At 54.7% G+C, this 22,208-nt stretch carries 10 protein-coding genes; 8 read left to right on the forward strand and 2 right to left on the reverse strand.

Features of this window, described 5'->3' with window-relative positions:
* Window positions 1–1,631: 1,631 nt before the first annotated feature.
* The 5 genes from AB8B75_RS07890 (at window position 1,632) to AB8B75_RS07910 (ending at window position 6,328) form a co-directional block, all read left to right on the forward strand.
* Window positions 1,632–2,471, forward strand: coding sequence for an alpha/beta fold hydrolase (locus tag AB8B75_RS07890; protein ID WP_405361229.1), 840 nt, complete (start codon window positions 1,632–1,634; stop codon window positions 2,469–2,471).
* A gap of 33 nt (window positions 2,472–2,504) precedes the next feature.
* Complete coding sequence (locus tag AB8B75_RS07895; protein WP_405361230.1) at window positions 2,505–2,876, forward strand: group 1 truncated hemoglobin; 372 nt, start codon at window positions 2,505–2,507, stop codon at window positions 2,874–2,876.
* Window positions 2,866–3,903, forward strand: coding sequence for an adenylate/guanylate cyclase domain-containing protein (locus AB8B75_RS07900; protein WP_405361232.1), 1,038 nt, complete (start codon window positions 2,866–2,868; stop codon window positions 3,901–3,903). Before AB8B75_RS07895 ends, AB8B75_RS07900 begins: the two co-directional genes overlap by 11 nt.
* 4 nt (window positions 3,904–3,907) lie before the next feature.
* Window positions 3,908–5,368: a sensor histidine kinase gene (locus AB8B75_RS07905; protein WP_405361233.1), complete on the forward strand. Its 1,461-nt coding sequence runs from the start codon at window positions 3,908–3,910 to the stop codon at window positions 5,366–5,368.
* A 198-nt stretch (window positions 5,369–5,566) separates the two neighbouring features.
* Window positions 5,567–6,328, forward strand: coding sequence for a hypothetical protein (locus AB8B75_RS07910; protein ID WP_405361234.1), 762 nt, complete (start codon window positions 5,567–5,569; stop codon window positions 6,326–6,328).
* A 68-nt stretch (window positions 6,329–6,396) separates the two neighbouring features.
* Here the strand turns inward: AB8B75_RS07910 and AB8B75_RS07915 are convergent, their stop codons facing one another.
* Complete coding sequence (locus tag AB8B75_RS07915) at window positions 6,397–7,062, reverse strand: OmpA family protein (protein WP_405361236.1); 666 nt, start codon at window positions 7,060–7,062, stop codon at window positions 6,397–6,399.
* A gap of 141 nt (window positions 7,063–7,203) precedes the next feature.
* Here AB8B75_RS07915 and AB8B75_RS07920 point away from each other — a divergent pair, with 141 nt between their 5' ends.
* From AB8B75_RS07920 to AB8B75_RS07930, 3 genes are all read left to right on the forward strand, one after another.
* Window positions 7,204–8,637, forward strand: coding sequence for a TolC family outer membrane protein (locus AB8B75_RS07920; protein WP_405361238.1), 1,434 nt, complete (start codon window positions 7,204–7,206; stop codon window positions 8,635–8,637).
* Window positions 8,638–8,712: 75 nt separating this feature from the next.
* The gene (locus tag AB8B75_RS07925; RefSeq protein ID WP_405361239.1) at window positions 8,713–10,896 is read left to right on the forward strand and encodes a type I secretion system permease/ATPase; all 2,184 of its coding nucleotides are present in this window, start codon (window positions 8,713–8,715) and stop codon (window positions 10,894–10,896) included.
* Window positions 10,893–12,200: an HlyD family type I secretion periplasmic adaptor subunit gene (locus tag AB8B75_RS07930; RefSeq protein WP_405361240.1), complete on the forward strand. Its 1,308-nt coding sequence runs from the start codon at window positions 10,893–10,895 to the stop codon at window positions 12,198–12,200. Before AB8B75_RS07925 ends, AB8B75_RS07930 begins: the two co-directional genes overlap by 4 nt.
* A 1-nt stretch (window position 12,201) precedes the next feature.
* Here AB8B75_RS07930 and AB8B75_RS07935 read toward each other — a convergent pair whose 3' ends face one another.
* Window positions 12,202–21,894 carry a hypothetical protein gene (locus AB8B75_RS07935; protein WP_405361241.1) on the reverse strand — a complete coding sequence of 3,231 codons (9,693 nt, stop codon included), beginning with the start codon at window positions 21,892–21,894 and terminating at the stop codon, window positions 12,202–12,204.
* Between the last annotated feature and the right edge of the window lie 314 nt (window positions 21,895–22,208).

Raw genomic sequence — 22,208 nt, forward strand, 5'->3', positions numbered from 1 at the left:
GACCTGGTATGATCAATGTTTGATCGTCGCTACGGGAGTTTGCGATACAGCGCAAAATTCCGATTTCGCGATGAAAGTCGACGCGTCAAATCACCATGTCACGCACAAATACTATCAAAACTCCTACAAAACTGCACTCGGCGATGTGCTCGTTGTTGGATTTTCGACCAAAGGCATACAACTGCCACATGTAACGCTGGCCACGGGACACGACGTGACCCTTTGTTCGGGTCGTCAAGCTCAAGCCTCGCGGCACTGCTGGGGCCGCGGCATCGTGTATTAGTGCCACAGAAGCGGTTACCTCAGCCGCCCGGAAAGCCGATGCGCCGCTATCTTTACTGTTGCAGAATCCTTCTTTTCAGCTTGCCGGGCGTAGCCATCAAGTAACCCAGAAACTAGCTACTTTTTTTGCTAGCGGTGGCCTTACATATGGTCGCGCACGAGTAGCTATCGCAAACTAAGTGTTTGTCAGATTTGATTTGGGCGCCTGTGTCACGGTGCCACCGGCTGGGTGTGAGCGGATGCTAAACAAGATCGACCGTTTCAATGCGGACCAAAAGATCAATGCGCCGCCACTAGACCACCCGAACGGTTCGTCGATGTCCCGCGCGCCGAACCCACCAAACTCACCCTTGCCGCTGGCAACAAAAACGGCGCTCTGGGTAGCAAGAAGACGAAGAAACTACAGTTGGCTCCATGTTCTCGCTATTGAAGCCTCTGACCATTTGAACAAATGACCAGTGCAACGGCTGCTCGCGGTCTGTTTCCCATTGGGCTTTGGTCTATGCGCTGCTGCGACTCTTCCCTAATCGACGGCGTCGCCGATGACGCCGGTTACATCGCGCAGCGCTTCGTTCGGCTTCTCGAAACTGCCCCGAAAAGAAGTTCAAAAAGAACCTTCGCATGAAACAATTCCTTCAAAACCACTAACGCTATGATGCAATCATCTTTGGCGCACGTGTTTTGGTCATCGGTTGGGCGGCACGCGACGCGGACATGTAGTCGACTCATCTGTTGAAGCGTCACGGCGTGACACAACTCCGCAAGAGGGCCTTTTAAAACAGATCAAAGACGGAGATACGACTTCGATCCGGAGCACCACTTTTCAATATCTCTCTAAAACCACTGTGAATCCAACGTAACCTACGCATCCGGTTGGCGCCCTTTATGCACCACGACGCACTGTGTTGGACCGCCTACATGCGAAAGCCGTATGCAATGCAGGCACCGAGTTTCGTTTCAAAACGACCTTCAAATACCCGCTGACTATTCATGGAACAAAAGCGCGCTTCACGATGCGGAACTGCTCACCAGAGTCGACTGAGACTTTCTCCGCAAACCTTGCAAGCATATCAACATGTCCGAGGTAGCCCGTCGACGGAGTTATTTGATAATTCGGATTAAAATCCCGAATTCACGTCATCCATGGAGGAGATACAATAACCGCACAGGCTTCTCAATGCGGTAATGAAAACAGAACAAGACTGGTTGATTTCGAGTTATCAATCCCGTCCCGTATAACATGCAATCCGGCCTGAAACACTTGAAACAAAACATAAGTGTTTCAGACATCTGGCTGAAATGGAGCAGCGCTACTTTCGGGTCAAAGAGAGAATACGAAAGACCCAGATATGCCTGTTCCTATTGCCCTAAAATCCTGTCCTCAAGCAGACAATCGTCCAACCGTTGTAGCCTTGCATGGCTCAGCGAGCCATTCCGGCCAATGGCGTCAATTGGTAACCGATCTTCAAGATAGATACCGGGTTTTAACACCCGATTTGTGTGGCTACGGTGCCGCTGCAACACACAGCGACCACGGACCCATAACCCTCCAGGAGATTGCACGGGCGCTTTTGCCCGTGATCGCGACTTCGTCGGAACCGGTGCACTTGATCGGCCATTCCTTTGGCGGTGCCGTTGCTTTGAAAATTGCCAGCATGTGGCCGGAAAAAGTGCTTAGTTTAACATTGGTGGATCCAGCAGCTTTCAACGTGGTCTGGAACGCCTACGGTATCTCTACGCCGCATACCATGGCGTTCAATCAAGCGGTCCGAGAGTCGCGCAATGCGCTGAAAACCGGCGCCTCGGGAAAAGCCATGCAAATATTTTTCGATTTCTGGTGTGGTCAGGATGCGTGGAGCCAAGCCGACGTTCGCCTGCGCTCTCAGCTCGCCACCTCAGCGCACCAAATGCATAACGACTATGTGGCGTTGGTGTCTGATCGCTTTACAAAGGCGGACGCCACTGCAGTGCGTTGTCCGGTAACATGTGTAACGGGAACCGCGTCTCCCGTAGAGATTCAGCATATTGCCGATGTAATGGCTTTGAAGTTGCGCCGTTTTGAACATCGTCTTGTTCAGGATGCGACCCACATGGCGGCCGTAACTGATCCCGATTTGATCAACCCAATAATCGGCGAAATTCTTGATAATGTTGATACCCGGTGGCACAGATGTAGACGCGCAGCCTGATTTTCGGCGCATAAGATATGAATGGTGACTGCCTTGGAACAAACTCTTTTCGAAAAATACGGCGGCTTTTCGACAATCAGCAGAATAGTAATGGCACTCTATGAGCGGTTGCTTGATGATGATGACGTTGGCCCGTATTTTGATGATGTCGACATGCCGAAGCTGATGGATCACCAAACAAAGTTCGTCTCTGCGCTGATGGGCGGCCCGGCCTCCTTTTCCGACGCCCATATTGAACGGGCACATCAGCACCTCATTGTCAGGGATGCAGATTTTGATCGTTTGAAAGAATTGGTCGATGCCACCTTGTCTGATTTCAACCTGCAACGCGTGGATATCGATACCGTTCTGAAGTCCTTTGAAGACCGGCGTTCCTTGCTTGTGAGGCCCCAAAATGTCGATTGAAGCGATCAATGAACAACTGTTACGCGCCATTGGCGTGGGCGTGGCTTTGGTTGACCTTTCGGAAATGAGCGTTGGCTTTCGCAATGATACCTTTGCCGAATGGTTCGGCGAGCGGGGCACCGCGACAAGATTGGCCGAGCTTTTCCCAGCACTTGATTTGGATGCGTTGCAAACCAATTTGGGGTCGGACAACAAACACACCACAGAGGCATCTTTCAAGGTGCGTCGCCGCACCATGACAGTTGCGATGGAGTTTAACCGAGCCAAGGATTCCGGCGACCAGATTGCGGTGCTGGTGTGTCAGAACATTACCCGCATCAAGGAGCTGGAGTCGATGATCGACAGCTATTCGGTGATGGTCGAGCGAAACACACGCGACATCAAAAGGGAAAAGGAGCAGGTTGAAAAACTACTTCTGGATATGATGCCCCGCGCGGCATATGAAGAGTACAAATCCTTTGGCATCGTCGCACCCCGGATTTTTGAACCTGTTTCGGTGTTAGCCCTTGATTTCGCCGGATTTGATCTCTTGCTCGGCCAACATGATCCTGCGGTGATTGTCAGTGATCTCAATGACATATACAGCGCGCTGGATCGAATTGGCGAGCAGTTCGGCTGCCAACGTATCCGCACCCATGGTGACAGCTATGTATCGGTTTCCGGCGTGCCCGACCCTGAAACGGACCATGCTCTGGCCGTGTCCAACGCAGCCGTGCGTTTCCTGCGTTATCTGGCGCAACGCAACGCTAGTCATCCCATCCAATGGCAACCTCGGATCGGCTTGGCCACAGGCAGTGTCATAGGTTCCGTGGTCGGTGTTCAGCGCTACATTTATGATGTCTTCGGGCCTGCAGTGACACGGGCTGTGATGTTACGACGTGCCTCTCATCCGATGTCGATACTGGCTGACAATGGCATGGTCGAGGATCTGGACGAGACCTTTGCAACAGAAACACAAGATCCGGTAGACAGTTCAGGCGCCGTACGTTTGTCAGAGGCTTGCGCTACCACCGCGACGGCTGGATAGCGACGTGGCACGGCCGGCCGCCCTCGAACCTCTCTTTTTGGAAATACTCGCCAGGTTGAGTGATGGCGTGGTTATTTTTGATGCGGACGCTTTGCTGCGCATGGCAAACAGCGCGTTTCAAAAAATGAACCCGCGCTTGGGCAGCTTTTTGTCAGAAGGCACTACCTGGGACATCTTCTTGCGTGAAGCCCAAAACAGCGGCTGTTATCCTCCCGAGATTTGCAAGCGGCTTTCCATCATCGAAGCCGATCTTATAGGCACAATGGATGACGGATATCGGGTCATCACGCCTGCCGGACCTGGTCTCTCTTATGTGATCCATCTCAATTCCAGCTCGGATGGAGGATTTATCCTGACCCAGACCGAGCGCGCCAATGATGATGTTTCGCAGGACGCGGAAAGCGAAGTCGAGGTTTTGCTTGGTAAAGTGTTGGAAGCCTGCCCCGCTTGCCTAACCATGTCGCGCATCGGTGATGGCCAGGTGATCTACCGGTCGCCTGCCGCAACTGCGCTTCTTGGACCCGCAAAAAGCAGTTTCTCGCATTTTGCTAAACGAGCGGAACGCGCGGATTTCATCACCGCACTGCTTCCCGATGCGCGCGTGGATGACATGCGCGTCACAGGTATCCGGGCGGATGGCACAGAGTTCCCGGCCGGTATTTCGGCCCGTCTGATTGAATATCGCGGTGAGGACGTGATCGTATCAAACATGGAAGACCTGACCAGTATCCTCGCCGTACAGGCGGAGCTTGCGAAAAAGCGTACTGAAGTGTTTCAGGCAGAAAAAATGTCCGCTCTCGGAGAGTTGCTGGCCGGTGTTGCGCATGAGTTGAACAACCCACTTTCCATTATCGTGGGCAATACCGAAATGTTGATCGAAGATCTTGAGGGCACCCAACACGTCAATCGCGTTGACAAGATGGCAACGGCAGCGGAGCGTTGTGTGAAAATCGTACGTTCCTTCTTGGCCATGGCCCGTCAGGAACCGTTGCACCCCAAACCCACGTCCGCCCATGACATCGTTCAGACAGCTCTTGACGCGGTGGGCACGCTCACCGGCAATGGTACTTTAGAGATTTCTGTGGAGTTGCCGGAAGATTTGCCAGATCTGATGGTTGACGAGCTGCAGATATCGCAAGTGGTAATCAACCTGCTCACAAATGCCATTCACGCTATTCTTGACAGCGAAACTGGCGACAAAATCAAACTCACTGGCTTCTCGGAACTGGCTACAGGCACAGTCACGCTAACCATAGCTGACAATGGTCCAGGAATTGACGAAAACATCGTTACGCGAATTTTTGATCCTCTTTTCACAACCAAGGATGTCGGCAAGGGCACCGGAGTCGGTCTTGCATTTTGTCACCGTGTCGTGTCGGCGCATGGTGGTGCCATTGCACTTTTGCAAAGCGACACGCCCGGCGCTGTTTTCAACGTGACGTTGCCTCAAGCCTTGTTCCGTTAACACGGATAAGGAGGACTACCACGGAAATGGCCTGTGGATACTTCATTAAGAACACTCGGAACCTGCGCAAAGGGCATGCGTTTTTGACATGAATTTAACCACGTAACACTGCGAAAACACTTTAGATTGACGCAAACGACTCGCCCATAGATAATATAAGATAAGAATCTTTCCCGCTGCACCGAAAGGCTGGGTTTTATGAGTGTCAGTAAAGTCAGGTTATCTTGTCTGACCGCAGCCGCGATAAGCGCAAGCGGTGCTTCGCTATTGGCACAATCAGCGCAAGAATGGGAATATCAGATAACGCCATATCTTTGGGGCGCCGGGCAAACGGGTCAAGTGCAATATGGACCCGGTGTGCCACCTGTAGATATTGATCTTAGTTTTTCTGACATACTTGAGAATCTTGATCTTGCAGGCATGATCATTTTCAGTGCAAACAAAGGCCGCTATGGCCTGACCTTCGACTATCAATATGTGAACGTGGGCATGGGTGGGGCCACGCCTGGAACTGATTTTGGCAACGCCGATGTCAATTCAATTTTGTCGCTGGGAACAGTGCTGGGTGAATACCGCATCAGAAACACCAACGAGACCTCTCTCTGGGCTGGCGGAGGATTGCGCTACTGGAACGTGTCGACGGACCTGAGTCTCACAGCAGGCACTCAACCAGCGATCAGTGCTTCGTCAGGCGACAATTGGTTTGACCCCATGCTGGGCTTACGAGGCCGCACGAGCATATCAGACAAATGGTTTGCAACAGGATGGGCTTATGCTGGCGGTTTCGGCGCCGGTTCTGAGTCCATGGTCGATGTACTTGGTGGTGTCGGCTACGACTTTACTGACGCAGTATCAGGCGTTTTTGGATATCGCTACCTTTCCGTCGATCGAGAAGAACCCGGGTTCTCATACGACGTCGAACAGCAGGGATTTATGGCAGGCGTGTCATTCAATTTCTGACGTCCGGATGTGTCACAGTGCCGATACCTCTGACGAAAATGTATAACCAGCAGCAAGCCGTTATTTGACTAGTTGAGTGCGGCTTGCATCCGCGCTGAGCTGCAAAAACACTTCTGCGCGTATTCCGTTTTGCGGATAGCGTCTGCACTATATCCAACGGCTATTCCGCAGTCTTCTCGTGCCGCTCCTGCCATTTGAAAAGCAGCGCCATCTCGCCGGGACGCTGCGAGTGCATCAAAGGACTGAACTGCCTCTGTCAAACGAGCCACCAGATCTGTCTGCAGCTCTTCGCCAACCGAGGCAGGCGTCAGCGGAATCTCGCGATACGTGCGACATGCGTTCATTATCTCGCCCAATGTGACTGTCACTCTGCGATTTCGGCGCTCAGGTCCAGCAACACTAACCAGCAGCTCGCGCTCGCCGCGCGATGCCACGCTACCGATCCGATTGACAGGCACACCCTGTGCTTCCAGCGCAGCAGCGACACGCTCTGCACGACGCTGACCCAAATTATCATTGTAACCAAAGGACCCTACAGCATCGGTAAACCCAACCACGACTGTCGGTTTGTAGCTTTGACGTTCTTTCAGCTGCTGCGCGATCTGCGCGACATCTTCCAAACCTTGTGCATCCAACCTATCGGAATCAAAATCAAAATTTATAGTACCAAATTCTTGTGCCGAGGCCGAGGAGGCAAAGAGCAGCAAAATAACAGCAAGCGCACGATAGAGCATAAAAGACCCACTTTCTGATAATTTTTTGAAGGGATATTGCACTGTCTGCTCAGTTGCAACAAGACTGCAACCAACAGTAGTATATCAAACTTGTAACACTTGCGTGTCAATGCGTGAGGGATACGTAAGCGGTAGAAGACAATGAACAACAAGGTATCAAGAAAAAAAAATCTCATACCCGTAATCGCTTTTTGGGCGACGTCGGTATTCGGTCAACAAACCAGTGCTCTTTCACTGGAAGACTCGATCCTCTTTGTTCTTGAAACTAATCCGGAGATCAAGGCCGCCGAGGCCAACAAGCAAGCGATTGAATTTGAACTTGATCAAGCCCGCAGTTTTTGGGCGCCTCGGGTCGAACTCGAAGGACGATCAGAGGGCAGCTACAACAACGGGACACGCACGTCAGATCTCACGGCTGCTGACGATGGCCTTTTCGGTTATGAAGTTTCCGCACGGATCACGCAGCGCTTATATGATGGCAAGTCGACGCGTTCGGAAATTGAACGCCAAGCCTACAGAATTGATGCGGCTGCATTTCGCGTTTTGGAACGCTCCGAGTTTCTGTCTTTGGAAGCCATTCGTGTCTATAGTGAGGTTCTGCGCACGCAGGCCCTGACCGAAAAAGCCCGGGTCAATCTGGAATACCACCGCGAGGTGCTTGGCAGGATTCAAAGCGCCTTTGACAATGGTGTTCTGGGCATTGCCGATCTGCAACAGGCTGAGGAACGGTTATTTCTGGCAGAAGACACGTTGATTGAGTTTGAATTGACCGATCAGGATGCACGCATCTTGTTTTTGGAAACCGTCGGGGTAACACCGGAAAATCTCAACCCCGTGCCGGATGTCGGCGGCAGACTGCCAAGCAGCTTGGATCAGACGCTTGCCACAGCTTGGCGCAGAAATCCCACGATCCTGTTCTTTCAGTCCGACATCGGCGCAGCAGAAGCCCTGTCAAGACAAGCGAATGCCAATCGATACCCAACACTCGATTTGGAAGCCAAAACCCGTTACGGCGAGGATGTCAGCGGATTTGAAGGTGAGGTCAATGAAGGTTCTATCGGTTTGGTGTTGCGATACGAGATCCAAGGCAACCGCAAGCGCGGCCAACGTGAAGAACAAATCCGGCGCGTCAGTGAACAACGCGCGCGCCTCTTGACGCAGACTCGTTTGGTTGAGCGCGAAGTCCGTCAATCCTGGGCGAACCTGGAATCGACCCAACGACGCGTCAAGATTTTGTCACGGCAAGCGGAGCTTTCGCGCGAATTGCTGGCCTCATACGAACAAGAATTTGATGTCGGCGCCCGGTCGCTCATTGATGTTTTGAATACGCAAAATGCCCTGTTTCAGGCTGAAACTAATCTTTTGAACACCCAATCACTTGAAGTGTTCGTGAAGTACCGTTTGCTCGCTGCTGCGGGAACACTCTTGTCAGCTCTGGGCATCACCCCGCCGGAAGACAGCGCAGCTTATGCCGTGAATGAACAAGGTGCGCCGGGGCTGCACACGCCAGGGGACAAAGCGCGGGACGACGCGATCAGTTTTCGTGACTGGCGCCGGAGTTTGCCGTCGGATTGACGCACGAGACGGAGGTCTGACATTTCCCAGCCGCCCAGCCAGAAAAAATCGCGTGCCGCACATGTTTCGGCGCGTTTGATCGCGAACGATGGCCAATCTGACACGCCGGCAAATGAAGATCCAGACTGGGGATTTGATCCGCAACCGAGCGATCCATTGGCGGCCAGCCTGGCCGAAGCCATGCGTATGGCAGGACGAGATGTGGCGGTTGAAGTTCTTGTCAACGGGATCGCATTGCCACCAGATGGGCGCTTGACCCCTGCGCTCGCGATTACGGCAGCGGATCGGAACGGCGTTCAGGCGCGTCTGATACGTCGTCAACTAGCCGACGTATCGGATGACGTCCTGCCCGTCATCCTGTTGTTGCGCGGTAAAGACGCATGTGTGCTCCGCGCGCGACATCCAGACGGTTCCTTTGAAATCCTTAGGCCAAGCCAGTCCTCGGACCCGCTCATAGCGACCAAGTCCGATCTGGAAGACAGCTACATGGGCCACGCTATCGTCTTGCAAAAACACGTGGAAATGCCGACGCAAACCACCTCTGGCAATTCTCCCCGGCACTGGCTCTGGAGTGCTTTGCGACCCTATTGGACAGAGTATGCACAGGTCATTCTGGCTTCCATTTTGATTAACTTGCTGGCACTGGTTGTGCCACTCTTTACCATGAACGTGTATGACCGGGTCTTTCCCAACGCGGCGCTGATCACCCTGTGGTCGCTCGTTGCGGGCGTCGGATTGGCGCTCGTCTTTGACGCTTTGCTCAAACTGGTGCGTGCCGGGGTCATCGACCGCATCGGACGCAAAGTCGACCGCGTGGTTTCAGCTACAGTCTTCCGCCATGTGGCAAACCTGCAATTGGATGGCGATACGCCGCAGTCCAGCACGCTGATGAACACGCTCAAAGACTACGAACAGGTTGCTGAATTTTTTTCGTCTCAAACGCTGGCAAACCTGATTGATCTCGTTTTTGCCATACTGTTTATCCTGCTGATTTATTACATTGGCGGACCGCTCGCCCTACCGCCAGCCCTGGCGCTCGGGTTGGTACTGATAATGGGACTAATGATCTTGCGCCCTTTGCGCAACGCATCGGAGAAGAACCGCGCAACCGGTGGCGCCAAAACATCGGTTGCGGCTGAATCCGTAGCCGAAATTGAAACGCTAAAAGCCATTTCAGGTCAAAGCCGCATGCAGTCCCGCTGGGAAAGTCAAAGCGCCCTGGCCGCGCAGGCACAAGCCAAAAGCCGACGGCTGGCGACATTTGCCACGACAATCACGGCTTTGGCTACACAGGCCTCATCGATCGGCATCGTTGTCATTGGTGTCTACCTGGCCCTGGATGGTCAGATCACCATGGGAGCTGTGATTGCAGCAATGATCCTTTCGGGGCGCGCCTTGGCGCCCACTGCAGCGGTTACAGGGCTTTTTGTGCGCGGCAGCTTTGCGCTGTCGACCTTGCGCTCACTGGATGAGCTTATGAAAAGACCTTCCGATGCAGACGCTCGCACCCGCGCAATAAATACGACATCGCGCACCGGCATGCTGGAGCTCAAGAAGGTGTCGCTCACCTATCATGGTTCCGTTTTGCCAGCCCTCAAGGATGTGAGTATGCGTGTCCCGGCGGAAAGCCATCTGGGTGTCATTGGTCCAATAGGCGCGGGCAAAACATCCCTTATCCGCGTCATGGCCGGCCTTTGGCCCGCCAGTGAAGGATTGCTTTTGCTGGACGGCCTGAACACGCAACAAATCGCCCCTGCGACACTGCGCAACATGGTGCAACTGGTGCCGCAGGAACCGGTGTTGTTTTCCGGATCACTTGCGGAAAACATTGCGTTTGGTTTGCCGGGTGCACGTGATGAAGACATTTTGCGCGCCTCTCGTGACGCGGGCGTTGACCGCATTGCCGCCGCACATCCCGACGGGTTCGCCATGCAGATATCGGAACGCGGCCGCAATCTGTCGGGCGGTCAGCGACAGATGGTGGCGCTGGCGCGCGCCTTGCTGCCACAACCGCGCGTTTTGATACTGGATGAGCCAACCTCCTCCATGGACATGCAATCGGAAGCGCTATTCATCGCCGGTGTGGAACGGGCGTTGCAACGACGCCCAATGACACTCATCATCTCTACACACCGTATGGCGCTCCTGCAGCTTGTCACGCAGGTTGCTGTGCTATCGGGGGGCGTATTGCAACAACATGGACCAAAGGACGCGGTTCTAGCAAAGCTCAAAAACGCAAACTCGGATGTGCCTTCATGAGCGGATCGGAATGGCAATTCGAAGGTGATAATGCAGCGGCCGATGCGCGAAGCGGATGGCACCTGACCCTTTTCCTGATCCTGCTGGTGACATTTGCTGGTGTGGCGATTGCCTGGGCAAGCTGGGCGCGTGTCGAAGTAGTGGCCCGCGCGACGGGTGTTGTGGTGCCATCAGGACGCGCCCGCAATATTGAAAGCCTTGAGGGCGGTATCGTGCGCGAGATCCTGATTTCCGAGGGTGACACGGTCGAAGCGGGCCAAGTTCTGATCCGCATTGACGACATTGGCGCCTCAGCCAGTCTTGGAGAAATCACGGCACGGGGGGATGCGCTGCGCGCCCGCGCCTTGCGGCTTGAGGCGGAATTGAAGCAGGAAGACGCGCCTGACTTTTCAGTCCTCGGTCTTGCGCCCGATAGCCCCTTGGCTTTGCGTGAGCTGGCGCTTTTTGACAGCCGCCAGGCCGCTGATCTGTCGCAACGCACCATCCTGATGTCTCAGGTCAGTCAACGCGCGCAGGAGATAGAAGAATTGACCAATGCGCAGGCCAGAAACGACGAAAGCCTGGCATTGCTTGACGAAGAAATCCAGTTGCGCGCGGACTCTGGCGTCGTGCCTAGAGCGCAGATCATCCCGATCGAACGCGAAAGGACCGTCAAACGTCAGGAACGCGATGGTGTAATCAGTCGACGGGCGCAAGCTGTGACGGCGCTAGAAGAAGCCGAAGCACGCGTTAAAGAGCTAAATCTGAACCGACGTGCCGAAATCAATGCAGAGCGGTCCGAGACCCTTAACGAGCTGAGCATTATTGACGAAAGCCTCAAACGCGCCTCGGATGTGCTTGAGCGCACCAGCCTGCGCGCGCCCGTGGGCGGGATCGTGTCGGTCTTAAACGTCAACACGCTGATGTCTGTGATCGCGCCCGGCGAGGAAGTCGCACGCATTGTACCGGCGGGTGACAAGCTCGAAGTCGAGGCACGCGTGCGCCCCGAGGACATCGCGTTCATTCGGCTCGATCTGCCGGCCAAGGTAAAGCTTACGTCGTTTGATTTTACCATTTACGGCGCGCTGGACGGCACAGTCGTCCGTATTGGCGCGGATGCGGAACGCGATGAAACCACCGGTGAGACCTACTTTCCGATCATTGTGCGGACACAAACCAATACGCTGACACGGAACGACGAGACCAATGAGATACGCACAGGTATGGTAGCATCCGTCGACATATTGACCGGCGAGCGCACTGTTCTGGACTATTTATTAAAACCGTTGCGCAAGGCCCGCCTGGAAGCCTTGCGCGAGCGATAAACTAGAGAACAGCAGTCTGAGCTGCCCCGGCGCTGTCTTCGAATATCACTTCGACCTGCGCAGGCATGCCGCCACCTGCGGCGGCTATATTGAACGCAGTGACGCCGCCGACATCCAGCTCGCCTGTGGCGGCATCATAGCTTGCCAGACCCGTAATATCGTTTACGCCATTGATGACCTGGCTCAGGTCAACCTGATCTCCCGCGCCAAAGTCTGTAATGACATCTGCAATGTCGATCGGACCGGAGGACAGCACAAAATCATCAGCGCCGCCGCCTCCGGTAAGCGTATCCAAACCAACGCCGCCTTCCAGAACATCATCGTCGGCACCACCATTCAGAACATCAGAATATCCCGACCCAATGACGATGTCTTCGCCGTCACCCAGATTGACGGTGAACCCGGATGTTGCCCCTCTGAGGTCGACAAAATCGCTGCCCCCCATCAGTTCGAATTCGGTAATACCGTCGTAGGGACGATCTGCGGCATCCCATATGACCCCATCGTCGCCGTCGGTGCCTTTGGCGACCGTGCCACCGAGAGACGCATCGCCTGTGACATCTGACAGGATCGCTCGCGTGGTACCATCCGTGCCTATGCTTGTTGTGCCGCTGTCTTGCATTTGCAAAGTGTCAAAGTCCAGCTCAGCAACATTGGCCGTTCGCGCTGGGGCTCCACTGCTGTCAACGACATCGTATTCCAGAATTGGCGTTCCAACGTAACCTGCCGGCACTGTGATCGTCACGTCTTCTCCCAACACCTGGATGCCGACATTTGGATCAGGCGAGGTCAGGTTTTCCACAATGAGCGGAGTATCGGCATCCACTGCATTTGCCGTCAGATCACTGAATGACACGACCAAGGATGTTTCGAACGTTTGCGGCACATCCACGGTTCCTGTGACTTCTGGCGGCGTGTTGATGTTGACATCAAGGGCGACGGGTCCCGATGTTCCGTGATTTGTCGTCGCTGTCACTGTGCCTGCGATTGGGTCCGCAAAAGCCGCTGGCACCGTTAGTGAGAGCGCCGCCACCATCAATGCAAAATCCGCAGGCGCAATTGCACCACGGGTGAGCGTCAAAGATTGTCTGTCGGCGGACAAAACGCCATCCGATGGTGCAATACCGATCGCCAAAGGTGCATCAAACTGAATTGCCGCCTCTTCCAACGTCTCGGAAGGCGTAGTTTGGATGTCGGTGACCACAGCGTTGATGCCCAAAGGCACAGCAAACGCACTGCTTTCGACCAGTAACACGTCAACCGGTGCGGTTGTCAGCGCCAGATCAATTTCGCCCGACAGGGTAAGCTCATAGTTTTCAGTGACATCGCCGCCTTCGTTGGTTGTTGCTCGCACCGTCGCAGCAAGCGGCGTTCCGTTTGTGGAAAAATCTGTCGGGAAAGTGATGGCAAGAGCTGCAAACTCGGTTGCTGACCCGGTAAATGACAAGGTACCTGACACCGCGACAGGCACACCGCCGGTGGAATAGGTTGTCCCAGCGGGCACCCCTGTCAGCGTGAAAGTGACCGTGTCAACGGTCTCGGAGCCGTCGCCATCACTGATGTTCAGCGCCACGTTGGAAGACGGCATGACCGTCACGGGCGCATCGGTCTCCGGTGCATCTAGCACCAGATCGGTAACGGAAATACTCAGGTCCGGTGTTGGTGTTATGGCAAGATCCAGTGACGCCGCGTCTGATCCTTCGGTGTCCGTATAGCTGTAAAGGGCGCTTGTGTCTGATGATACGGCAATCACGCTGAGCCCTGCCGTCCCGGAAAAATCTGGGGCCGGAACAAACGTTACCACCCCTGTTGGCACATAGGTTGCACCGTTTGCATCTGCGGGCGCGCTCAACACACCCGGTATGGTGACAATGCCGTTGACAGGGACAGTTTGCGATACACCGTCGATGAAAACCGCACTGCCCTGCGGTACCGTCACCTCGAAGGAAAGAGTTTCATGCGGATCAGGTGTCGTGCCTTCCAGATCCAATGTATAGATCGTACCATCATCCTCGACACCGCCTGTAGGTGAAATATCTGCGGTCACCGTGGGTTTGTCGGCATCCGGCAGGACACGCAGCAGAAATTGCGAGGATCCGGTCGCCTGGTCGGCATTCTCGAGCTCAAGTGAATTGACGCTGATGTTGATCGGCACTTCGGCCAGGATGCTCGGATCCAGGCTGTCTGGAGTCCTGGCATGTTCGTCGGCCAATCCGATCGTTACGGTGGCAAAATTCGCCTCGGACACGGTGAAAGTACCGTCACCGTTGTCGATCACATTACCCGAGAGCACCACGTAATCAGGAAGTGGACCAATCACCGCAGACACGGCCTCTGATCCGTCTGTATCAGGGCCGACACCCGGTAGGATAATGCTCGACAACAACTGTGGCTTGTCTTCGACAATTGTCACAATGGGGACGGGATCCAGCGGGTTGGTCACCAATGGCAGACCTGTTTCCGTCGGCGTGCTATCGGGATTGAACTGAAACACCGGCGTGTCGGCGACGGGCACGACGTCAATGGTGCGCCTGACCGTGTTGGTTAAGGTCGTATTGTCGATCTCTTCCGAAGTCGCAGAGACCGTCATAGTCAGCGGACCGCTGTAATTAGGCGTCGGACGTACTTCGAGCCCGGCGATTTCTGCAGGTGTCAGCGTATATTGCGTTCCACTGCCGCCATCCGGCGCGATCAGACCGCTCGTCCCGAAGAGTTGCGCGCCCGGATCCCCACCAAGGGTGATCACGATGTCGCCGGTTTGTCTTTCGCCGCCATCTTCACTCGAAATCTGAATGTTGGCCACAAAGGCGCTGTCTTCGAGAATAGACGCAGGCCCACCGATTTCGATCGTCGGTCCATCCACCACAGGGTTGATGACGGTGACAAACTGCCCCGCACCCGTTGTGAATTCGTTACAGGTATAGTTGTTCAACAGCGTAGTGAATTCGATGTTCGCAAGCGCATCATAAGGGTCTGCCGATCCAAATGTCTCGCTTGGATCAAAGGGGTTGGACGGAGAGGACTGATGTGGCGGCGGAGTATAAATGATACCGCCCGAGGTTTCGGTACCTGCCGAACTGATCTGTGCGAAATCGATCACATATTGGCCCGTCACAGGGTCAAACAGGACTGCGCTTGAAGGTTGACCAGAAAGCGTTGCACCCGGTGGAATGGTCAGGCCAAGACCAAAATCTCCGGTCACACCGAGTGGTAGGGTGACCAGATCATTGATCGATGTCCAAGGGCCACTTGGCACCAGCTCAATCGTGAAGAGACTGGCCGTATCTTCTTCTCCCGTGCCCACGAGCCTCAGTTCGGGCATCGGCAGCATGCGCGGATCATCGGGCGGGCAATCCACCGGCGGGCCAACGTTACCTGACGGCAGGACCAACAGAGCGAAGTCCTCAGACTGGACGCTGCCGCCCGGGAGCGCATCAATGGCATCCAACACATCCTGGATTGTCACGGAAGGGCCAATGCTCGGAATACTTGACGTTTCCGCATCGGCTTCGAGCACAATCGCATTGAATGTCATATTGTAGTAGGTGGGCTCCGACACCCCGGATGGACGGGTGACCAGATTGCTCAATTGCGCGTCGGACACGAGGTAGCTGCCCCCCGACGGGTCAATGGGCGTGCCGCCGGAAAACGAGATACCCGCCGGGATGTCGGTAATGATGTAGTAAATGGTTTCGGAACCATCCGGCGCGCCGCCCGCGAAGGTGATCTCTGTGCGCTCGCCGGACAGCGGATCTGCCGCAGTGAAGGGGTCGGCAATGCCAGCAAAACCGTTCTGCAAAGCAGTATCGCTGAGCCTTTGCGTCAATTGGAAAACAGTGTCGTCATAGCCAGCATAGGCATAGACCAGATCAGAGTTGGTAATACCATCGGTTGTCCCAGTAGGCTGATACACCGCATTGATCAAAGCCGCATCGATCCCTCCGGGCGTTGCATCGGGGTCGGCTTGTTGAACCTCTACAATGGGCGTGTCGGCGATGCCCTTGATGTTCACCGTCACCGTGCCTGTGTTTGTTGTCGTCGCCAGAGGGTTTGGCGGATCCAAAGGATCAAGAGGGTCAATTTGCTCTTCGTAGACCGCAGTCACGTCAAAGGTAACGGTTTCACTGCTGTCTTTACCCGTAAGCACATGAAGCGTCGTCGCCTGTGCGGGCGTCACGGAGTACGTACCTGGTGCACCGGGTTCCGGCAGGATTTCGTTACTGTAAGTGGGATCTCCCGCGCCATCGACGCCAATTTGATTGGGCGCGCCGTCAAAAAAGCGCGGCATGCGACCCTGGGCATCGGCACTGACATTGGTGATCACATACGGCTCGACAATCACCTCCGGAGAGCCCGGCGAGTTGCCTGCGTTGTCGATGATGTTACCGTCGAGTTGCACCAGCACGGCAATATCTTCTCTGGCTGATACGGTTTCACTCGGATTGCCGCCATCCGCCGCCGGTGTCACGATAATTTCCACGTTCGACAGCTTTGTCGAACCGGTCCCGCCGCCGTCTGCTTCACGGGTGACAATATCTACTTCAATCGGGATCTTGCCTGCAAAGTGCTGTGGCACGCCACGGAGTTCCACTGCAAGCCATTGATCGTTTTCAAGGCTCCAGTCATTCGTGCCATCACCGTTCAAGCTTGTGAGTAGCGCCGGCACTTTCGGCCCGGTCGGGTTTGAAAGATCGGGCACATAGACCGTGATGCCGGACGGGATGCCGCGCAACACTGTGGAAATGATGGTCTCTGATCCGTCCATGTCGTCGATGAAGGGGGTAAATGCAAATGGCAGCACACCACCCGCGGCATCGACGTCCTGTTCACTGCCAATCTGAAAAGCGATGACCTGACCAAAGTTGTTCACCGGGTCAACATCCACATCCACCGTAACATCGGCGCTGCGGCTGACAGTGGTGATGGTGTTATTGTCCTGAACTGTCAGTTTGAAATTCAGGTCACCTCCAAAGAAGCTACCGTCTGCCGCAAAAGGATCACCATTGGCGCGGTCCACATCATAGTCTTCATAGACAGCCGGGTAGACGGCAACAGAGGCTTTGAAATCGCGAACATCCGGCTCAAATGTGATGGTCAATTCACCCGTCGTTGCATCGTAGGACGCGCTTTCGATCTTGGCGAATTCAGCGGCTGAAATCGGGCCGCTTCCGTCCAGAGCAAAGAAGTAAGAGGCGTCAAGAACCACGTTTGACGTCGTCTCAGTCACGCCGATCCAGGATGATGGCAAGTTGGACACAACCAGCATGTCCAATTCTTCGGATCCATCCTTGTCTGGTGTGGTGCCCTCGAGATGCAAGAACGCCTGTACCTGACCCGGGCCAGACCCATCTGCGGTACTTTCCAGCAGCGTTAGCGTTTCTTGTGCCGCCTCCGAGACATCAACCTCCTGCGCCAGCGCTTCGGCAAGAACACTTTGCGTCCTGCCCGAGCCTACAAAGTCACCATTGGTCACAAAAACGCCTGCCTTCAGCTCGGCATCCACAGTAGGTCTTACGGTAACAACGGTCTGGAAGTCCTGGCTGGCAAAATTGTCCGACGTATCGTTTTCGACGTCACCTGTCCGTGTTTCGCTCCAGTTAACAGTGCCATCAAGTGTGGCCACGCCGGAGAAGTCTCCGGGGAAATTCAGTCGCAGGTTTGTGATGGCTTCTTCAAACTCGGCATTTGTTGCGGTCGCAGCTCTGGCGATGATAAACGCAACGCTTGTGTCACTTGGAACCGTATCAATCTGAGTCACTTCGACAAAACTCTGTCGCCCCCGGAAATCCAGCCGCAAATCCCCATCTGTGGCCGGATCATAGATATCGCTCTCGGTTTCAACCGTCAGCGTAAAGGTCACAGTATCTAGACTCTCGGACCCATCCAAATCCGTCAACTCCAGGCGCCGGAATCCTGCATCGGCAAATCCGCGCGTCACAAAGCTTTCGTCAGTCACGACATCGCGGTTGACCAGAATGAGACGGTCCACGACCGCATCCACGTCGACATCCACTGTGTCCTGTGCCGTCGCGGTGTTGTCTGCAAGGCCTGCAGCGGTGTCCACAGACGTCACTGTTGCGAGCAGGTCTGAGCCCAGAAGGGTCTCAACATCACGGTCATCATTTGACGCGGGCGTCACCCGCAAAGCCGCATCAAATGTGAAAGCACCGGGGTTCAGAACAACAGTCAGCGTCGTGCCATTGATTGTGGCACTGTCAATGTCACTGGCGCCCTGCTCAAACAACGCAATGCTTACAGGACCATCTCCGGCCCGAAGCCACCCGGCCGGAACATTTTCAATTGTGACTTCGCGCAGCGTTTCCGATCCATCCTGATCCGGCGTCGCGGCATTGATCTGCAACAGAAAAGAGGCGTCTTCTTTGACGACGAAATTATCTGCGCTTACCTCTTCCACTGGCGTTTCGCTGCCATCGACACTTAAGGTGATGACCGGCTCGGCCACTGGAGTGACACTGACCAGAAAGGATGTGCTTTGCCCGGCAGCACCGGTTTCGTTGGTCACAACCGTCGGCGTGACTGTGATGATACCAGAAAAATGTTCCGCCAAACTGGTGATTTGCAGTGCCGACAGGCCGGTTGCATCACCGGTCCACGTATTTGCTGTAGACGACAGTTCTGTGCCATCGGACAGGAATGTTGATCCATCCGCGGAAAGTCCTGTGAAAGCCACAGAGATATCGCCCTCGATGGTCTCTGATCCATCGACGTCTGTGATGGCGACGGCTAGGCCCAAATCAATCGGTGCGCCGAAATCTTCGATCACGGTCGGTTCAGACCCGGTGATCGACACATCCCCCTCTTCGCTTACCGTGACAAAGAATGTATCCGCCGCGACACCACCATCTGGCGTGACAATGGTCTCGCCATTCTGCTGCGCTTCGTCAGTGGTGAAAGTGACAGTACCTGAGATCGTCGACGCCGGGCTATCGGTGGAAAAATCATCTGGCAAGCGCACGACAATCTGCTCGTAAGCACCGATTGAAGTAACTGAAAGCGGGAAAGTACCGCCGTTGATGGCTGCATAAACACCGCCATTGTTGAATGATATCTGGCTGCCTGCAGGCAACCCGGTCATTGCAACCTCAATCAACACGATCGTGTCCGAACCATCCGCGTCGCTGGCTGCCGCGGTGAGTGCATCCGCCAAAAGGAACTGCACCGGAGCCTGCGATGTCGCATCCGAATCTGACACGCCTGGCGCATCGTTCTCGGACAGGGTCAAAGCCCGCGGCCCGGACAATGTGATATCGCCTTCTGGTGCTACCGTGACCTCAAAATCGTCTGAGGCGGAGCCACCTTCGTTTGTCAGAGCCGTGACCGTTCCGGTCAGAGTGCTGCCGGGTGCCTGAGTTGAGAAATCGGCGGGCAACCTAATGATCAACGCGTCATATTGAGCCAGCGTGCCGGTAAAATTCAACGTCGCTGGCGCGTTGATAAAGGTCACGCCATCGGTTGAAAACTCAGTTCCGGCGGGCAGCGTGTCGAATGTGACTTGGACTTCGGTCACCGTTTCGGAGCCATCCGCATCCGTCGCTTGCGGCGCCAAGTAGTCGGAGGGCAGGAACGCTACAGGTGCGTCGGTTTCCTGCAAATCAGCCGTGCCGATGACGTCAATGCCCACATCACCTTCTGGTGTGATCCGCAAACTTACGGGTGTTGGGCCATTTGATCCTTCGTTTGAAGTCGCTGCAATCGTCCCGGTCAGTACCCCGCCTGGCAAAGCCGTGCCGTTGACGGATTCCGTCGAATAATCAGTTGGAAAAGTGAGGCTTAGTGCAGCGTATTCAGCCGCCGTCCCAGTAAAGCTGAAATTGCCACCTGTGGCAGGGTCATAGGTAACGGTAGCCGTCGGCACGTTTTGCGCTACAACCCCGGCCGGCAGGTTGGACAAAACAAGTGTGACCGTTTCCAGCACTTCTGCAGGCAGAGCCGGGTCATTGTCACTGATGCTGACAACCCAGTTTGCCGACGGTGTCACCACAATCGACGCGTCGGTTTCGGCGGCCAATAACTCTGTGACGGCTATATCAACATCCCCTGTGGGCGCGATTGAAATGCTCTGCGATGATGTAACACTGCCTTCGTTGTTGGTGGCCGTAATGACGGATGTAACCTCTCCTGAATAATCACCCGGGAACTTGGCTGTCAGGGCATTGGCCTCAGCCGGCGTTCCTTCCCAGACCGCAGTTCCGGCAGTGAAGCTCCCAGTCGAGAAAACCACGCCGTCGGGAAGATCCGTAAACGCGATGGAGACCACCGTGCCGACTTCCGAGCCATCGATGTCATCGACAAAAACATTGAGCCCGAGGTCTACGGTGACGCCTGCCCCATCAATGCCATCACCATCCTCAAACGCCGCGACGGCCGGTGCCTCAACTACGATATCTGGCGTGGACTGGACAACCAGATCAAAACTCTGGGCACCACTTGCGCCTTCATCTGTTGTCGCGCTGAGCTCGCCGGTGATGGTTGCTCCAATATTGCTGTTCGAGAAATCCGCGGGCAGCTCCAATTGCAGTTGCTCGTATTCCGCAAGCGTGCCTGTAAAGGCAAAAGGACCGGTTACCGGTGTAAACGTAAGGCCGCCATCTGTGGAAATTCGGCTACCTTGCGGAAAGCCGGTCAACACAAGGTCGACCTGATCCACGCTCTCGGACCCATCTGCATCCGTCGCCACTGGCGTCAGACCATCGGCTAGACGCACAATAACCGGCCCATCTGTTTCAATGGCGGTGAGAACCCCCGGGCCGACAAAACCCAAGTCACCTTCCGGCTCGACTGCAATGGGGAAATTGAGTGTAGACCCGCCGCCGAAATTTGAACTCGCGACAAGCGTCACATCGAGATCACCCGGCGGCCCGTCAACGCGGCTTTCAGTGGAGAAATCTGTTGGGAACGTAAGCGACAACGCTGCAAATTCCTCTGGCGTCCCGGTAAAGGTAAATGTCTGGGTTGTACCATTAGACGCAAAAGCGCCATTACTTGCGACTGTACCCAGCGGCAGGTTCGGGATGGTGATCGAAATCTCGGTGATTTCTTCACCGTCGCTCGCATTGCCCGCCGTAATGTCGACGAAATCTGCAAACTGGAAGCCAAGCGCGCCATCTGTCTCGATCAATCGAAGCTCGGCCGTCACTTCGATATCGACATCAGACGGGCCAATTCCATCCACACCCGCGTCACGCTCCCGAAATTCCGGGAAGGCAAAATCCGTGGGCGGCAACAGCGGCGATATGCCGATCCCGTCTAATGGGTCGCCGATATCGACTGGTTCTTGCGCGCCGGACCCGCCCGCGCGACCGGTAGCGGAATCAGCAAAGGCGAAAAGGCTAAGTTCAATGGCATCTGCAATGGTTTGCCAGTCACCCGGATCCAGCGCGACAGAAATTATGTTCTGCGACGGAATGCTCAATTTGTCGGATGTCAGCAGGAAGTCGCCCTTTGCGCCGTCCAACAGACCGACAATCCGACCATCCGGTTGAACAAAAAGCAGGTCGTCGCCCAGAATTAGCGGTTTCGTCAATACGGTCCCGTCAGGTAGGAGCACTTCCGTTTTCGAAGAAGCATCAACGTAGACCATGGCGTCATTAACTTGACCGTCTTTGAAACCGGAGACCATTTCCGCCAGTTCTTGCTGCGTTGTGGCACTGGAAACTTCAAACTTGTCACTCAATCGACCATACCTCAAAATGATGTAAAAACATCATGTTACCGTTGCGGAAATTGCAATTCGGCAGGCGCGTGATCGAACATCTAGGCTGAGGCCTGATACGGAGCGCCATTTTGACGTCCATTTCGTGGTGCCTCGAACCGCCAAAAGTCGCAGAGATCACAAGGAGTTTCCGACGCAATTCCAGATAAGATTACAATTTAATGCAATTCACATCAATTTTGAATGAATTTTTCGGTTAATCGCTTGGATTTGGTGTCAGATTTTACAGTGTTGTTTTTGGGTCTCAGCAAAAGTGCCTACCCATTTTAAGGAGA

It is taken from the genome of Roseobacter sp. (assembly GCF_045106495.1).
Taxonomy (GTDB): domain Bacteria; phylum Pseudomonadota; class Alphaproteobacteria; order Rhodobacterales; family Rhodobacteraceae; genus Roseobacter.